General features: G+C 64.6%; 5 protein-coding genes. 3 read left to right on the forward strand and 2 right to left on the reverse strand.

The annotated features are described in order from the left end of the window. On the reverse strand, positions 1–1,117 hold a 1,117-nt coding region (gene dnaG / locus DH10_RS29300; protein WP_192385627.1), incomplete at its 3' end, for a DNA primase. A gap of 138 nt (positions 1,118–1,255) precedes the next feature. Then, the gene (locus DH10_RS29305) at positions 1,256–1,618 is read right to left on the reverse strand and encodes an RcnB family protein (protein ID WP_192256884.1); all 363 of its coding nucleotides are present in this window, start codon (positions 1,616–1,618) and stop codon (positions 1,256–1,258) included. A 364-nt stretch (positions 1,619–1,982) separates the two neighbouring features. On the opposite strand from DH10_RS29305, the gene DH10_RS29310 reads away from it, so the two are divergent. The 3 genes from DH10_RS29310 to DH10_RS29320 form a co-directional block, all read left to right on the forward strand. Next, on the forward strand, positions 1,983–3,647 hold the full coding sequence (locus tag DH10_RS29310; protein WP_192385628.1) for a Na/Pi cotransporter family protein: 1,665 nt from the start codon (positions 1,983–1,985) through the stop codon (positions 3,645–3,647). 104 nt (positions 3,648–3,751) lie between these two features. After that, positions 3,752–3,961, forward strand: a complete 210-nt coding sequence (locus DH10_RS29315) for a DUF2061 domain-containing protein (protein ID WP_312891340.1) — start codon at positions 3,752–3,754, stop codon at positions 3,959–3,961. Positions 3,962–4,079: 118 nt separating this feature from the next. Then, positions 4,080–4,595: MFS transporter (locus tag DH10_RS29320; protein WP_192385629.1), on the forward strand; the 516-nt coding region annotated here is incomplete at its 3' end.

The raw sequence follows: 4,595 nt of genomic DNA on the forward strand, positions 1-4,595 counted from the left end.
CGGCGAGCGGCCTTGCTTCCGCCAGCACCGCGCGGAAGGCGTCCGGTCCATCCGCCTTGACCAGATCGTCCGGGTCCTTGCCTTCGGGCAGCAGCGCGAAGCGCGCCGAGCGCCCGGGCTGGATCGCCGGTAGCGCGAGGTCGGCGGCGCGCCAGGCGGCCTTCAGCCCGGCCTGGTCGCCGTCGAAGCAAAGCACCGGCTCGCCGGCCATGCGCCACAGCAGCTCGAGCTGGTTTTCGGTGAGCGCCGTGCCGAGCGGCGCCACGGCATTCTCGAAGCCGGCCTGCGCCAGCGCGATCACGTCCATATAGCCTTCGACGGCGATCACCGTGCCGCCCTTCGCCAGCGCCTTTCGGGCACGGGCGAAATTGTAGAGCACATTGCCCTTGTGGAAGAGCTCGGTCTCGGGCGAGTTCATGTATTTGGCTAAAGCGTCCGGCGCCAGCGCCCGGCCGCCGAAGGCGATGATCTTGCCGCGCGAGTCCGGTATGGGAAACATGATGCGGTCGCGGAACCAGTCGTAGGAGACCGGAATGTCGTCGCCATGCCGCACCAGTCCGCAAGCCTCGATGTCGGCCTTCGGCACGCCCTTGGCGGCGAGGTATTCCTTGAGCGCATTGCGGCTGTCCGGCGCGTAGCCGAGCCGGAACGACTGCTGCGTCGCCGGCGTCAGGCCGCGATCGCGCAGATAGGCGCGGGCCTTAGCGCCTTCCGGTCCCTGCAGCCGCTCCTGGAAGAAGACCGTCGCCATCTCCATCACGTCGGTCAGGCCGGCGCGTTCCTTCTCGCGCCGCCCTTCCGCGGCGTCGCGCACCGGCATCGGCACGCCGGCCATGTCGGCGATCTTTTCGACGGCTTCGGGAAAGCTCATGCCGTCGAGCTCGGTCAGGAACTTGAAATGATCGCCCGAGACCGAGCAGCCGAAACAATGATAGCGCCCCTTCTTGTCCTCGCAGTGGAAGGATGGGCTCTTCTCGCCGTGGAACGGGCAGCAGGCCCAATAGTCGCCGCGCGGCGCATTGGTCTTCTTCCTGTCCCAGCTGACGCGCTGGCCGATCACCGAGGAAATCGGCACGCGGTCGCGGATCTCGTCGAGGAAGGCGGGCGGAAAGCGCATCGGGAAAGCTCTTTTGCCCTCCATATAATCGAGCCGCCAGGGCGCGACGACTCCTAAAGGCCGTCGTACCCGCTTTTCACAGACAAAAAGAAGGCGGCCGCCCGGCCGCCCTTCCGTTGTGTTCGGACCGTCGCCGGATCAGTGCGCGGCGATCGCGCCGAAGATGATGCCGGAGACGATGCTGACCAGCAGGTAGTCGTTGCCGACGCGGATCCATTCCTGGCCGGGACCCGGACGGCGCAGGCCATAGCGGTTCCAGTCGCGCACCGCCTGATGGCGCTTCCAGTTCGAGTATTTCTGGCCGCTGCGCCAATGGCTGCGCTTTACCACGACCTTTTTCTTCACGACACGCTTCGCGACATGCCGGCCCGGCTTCCGCCAGTCGACCTGGGCATAGTTCAACTGCGGCGCGCTGGGCTGAACGAGCGGCGCGGCCTGGCCCGAGAAGGCCGAGGCGGCCAGCATCGAGGCGGTGACGGCGGAAAGTATGAGACGCTTCATGGTCGGGTGCTCCTTGGTTATCGATAGGCAGGGAGATAACCGGGCCCGTATGAACCGAAACTGAATGTCAGGATTACAATCCTGTAATGATTTCCGATGCTTATATTAGCTGCTTCAACAATCTACAGAGATCAGGCCAATCGTCGGCTCGGCATGCGCGTGATATCCGCCGTCCGTTTCACAGGCGGCATGCAACCAATGTGCCCTCTATCCATTTCCGACACGCGCCGTCGCGTGCCGAACGTCGGCAGAATCGGGCAAAATTTATTATCCGGCTAATGTAAGCTGCTGTAGTCTTCATCTTCGAAATGCTCGCGATTCGTTCCCTTTTCCGCTTCCTGGCCGCCTCGTCGCGAGGCCTGGCATGAGCGGTTCCGTCGTCCTTCTGCACCTTGCCGGCGCGGTGGCGCTGATGCTTTTTGCCACCCGCTTGGTGAAGACCGGCGTCGAACGCGCCTATGGCGATGTGCTGCGCCACAGGCTGCGCGCCACCATGCGCAATCCGCTGATGGCGGTGCTGGCCGGCTGCGGTCTCGCGATTGCCTTGCAGAGTTCCACCGCCGTCACGCTCTTGGTCGGCTCCTTCGCCGGCGCCGGCATCGTATCGGGCGCCGCCGGGCAGCTTGCCGTGCGCGGCGCCGAGATCGGCTCGGCGCTGGTGGTCAAGCTGCTGACCTTCGACCTGTCGCTCCTGGTGCCGGTCTGCCTCGTCGCCGGAACCTTCATGTTCATGGCCACCGAGAGGCGTGACTGGCGCCAGTTCGGCCGTATCCTGGTCGGCATCGGGCTATTGCTGCTGTCGCTGGAGATGATCGGCCAGGCCTCGGAACCGTTGCGCCAGAGCACGCTGATGCCGATGATCGTCAACTATTTTTCGGGCGACTTCGTCACCGCCTATCTGCTGGCCGCGCTGATCACCTGGCTGTTCCATTCCTCCATCGCCGCCGTGCTGTTGCTGGTGACGCTGGCCGGCCGCGGTTTCATCCCCCCGGAACTCGGCATCGTGCTGGTGCTCGGCGTCAATCTCGGCTCCTCGATCATCGCGCCGCTGCTCACCCGCAATGCCGATCCGGGCGTGCGCGTGGTGCCGATCGGCAATCTCTTGATGCGCGGCATGGGTTCGCTCGTGATGCTGATCCTGTTCATGACGCTGAAGCCGCCGGTCGGCTTTCTCGGCGTGACCGGGCCGGACCAGATCGTCAACGCCCACATCCTGTTCAATGTGATCATCCTGCTGGCTGGGCTGCCGCTCGCCGGCCTCGTCTATCGCGCTTCCGAGAAGATCGTGGCGCTCGGCCCCGCGCCGGCGCCGGCGGCAGCGCTCGACGTCGTCGAATTGTCGGCGCTAAACGAGAGCGCGCTCGACACGCCGAGCCAGGCGCTGGCCAATGCCACGCGCGAGGTGGTGCGGGTCTGCGAGACGGTCGAGATCATGCTGAAGCGCATCATCGAGCTCTACGAGAGCGCCGACGCCGGCAAGATCAAGGCGCTGGCCGCGCTCGACGACCGGGTCGACCAGAAGCACGCGGCGATCAAGCTCTATCTGGCCAAGGTCACCAAGAACCCCTTGAGCGAGGACGAGGCGCTGCGCTGCCAGGAACTGATCGGCGCCTGCGTCAAGCTGGAGCAGGTCGGCGACATCATCGTGCGCAACATGCTGGTGCATGTCAGGAAGAAGCTGGAGCGCGGGCTGGAATTCACGCCCGAGGGCTGGCGCGAGCTTTGCGCCTTCCATGCCTCGGTGCTCGCCAACGCGCGGCTTGCCTTCAACGTGCTGGTCTCGCGCGATCCCGAGACCGCGCGGCAACTGGTGCTGGAAAAGGACCTGTTGCGCGAGCGCGAGAAAGAGACCAGCGCGAGCCACTTTGTCCGGTTGCGCGATGGCACCGCCAAGAGCGTCGAGACCAGTTCGATCCACCTCGATACCATCCGCGACCTGAAGCAGATCAATTCACTGCTGGCTTCCATGGCCTACCCGGTGCTGGAGGAGCGCGGCCTGCTTGGCGGCTCGCGGCTGAAGGCGAGCTAGGCATCGATCGACACGGCGCGTCGGCCCGGACAAAATTTAGTCTTTGCTCATCCTCGCATCCGTCGGCTAAGGAATATCTGAGGCCCAACGGGAGGATGATTTAGGTGATTGACACCCATTCGCGCAGCTTCGCCAAGGCGCTTTCCTGGCGCGCCACCGGCACGATCGATACCATGATCATCTCGCTCGTGGTGACCGGAAGCGTCAAGCTCGCGGCAACCATCGGCTTGACCGAAGTCCTCACCAAATCGCTGCTCTATTATCTGCATGAGCGGGCGTGGCTGAAAATCCCATACGGGAGAAACGGCAGATAGCGGTGCGGACGACCCGGGTACGGTCCGTCAAGAAAAGCTAAAGCGGCATCGACAATTTCTGCATTGCCGGCAACGGCCATCCGTGGTTTGACGCCCCGCATTCATTCCCATTTGAGCCATGCTGCCCCTTATCGCCTTGTTCATTGCCGCCTTCGCTTTCGGCACGACTGAATTCGTCATCGCCGGCGTGTTGCCGGAGGTGGCGGAAGGCCTGGGTGTGTCCGTGCCCACTGCCGGCTATCTTGTTTCCGGCTATGCCTGCGGCATCGCCATCGGTGGTCCTCTTCTGGCGCTTGCGACAGCCAAGGTCTCGCGAAAGGCGCTGCTCATAGGACTGACGATTGCCTTCACCCTTGGCCAGGCGGCTTGCGCGCTGGCGCCCGATTTCACCTCGATGCTTCTGCTGCGCGTCGCGACTGCCGTGGCGCATGGCTGCTATTTCGGCGTCGCCATGGTGGTCGCGGTCGGCCTGGTGCGCGAGGACCAGCGCGGTCGGGCTGTGGCGGTCATCCTCTCGGGGCTGACCGTCTCCAACGTTATCGGCGTGCCGGCCGGCACCGCGATCGGCGGCCTCTGGGGCTGGCGGGCGACCTTCTGGGTGATGTGCGCGCTGGGTGTCGTCGCCATCGCCGCC

Source organism: Mesorhizobium silamurunense, from assembly GCF_014843825.1.
In the GTDB taxonomy this organism is placed as follows: Bacteria; Pseudomonadota; Alphaproteobacteria; order Rhizobiales; family Rhizobiaceae; genus Mesorhizobium; species Mesorhizobium silamurunense.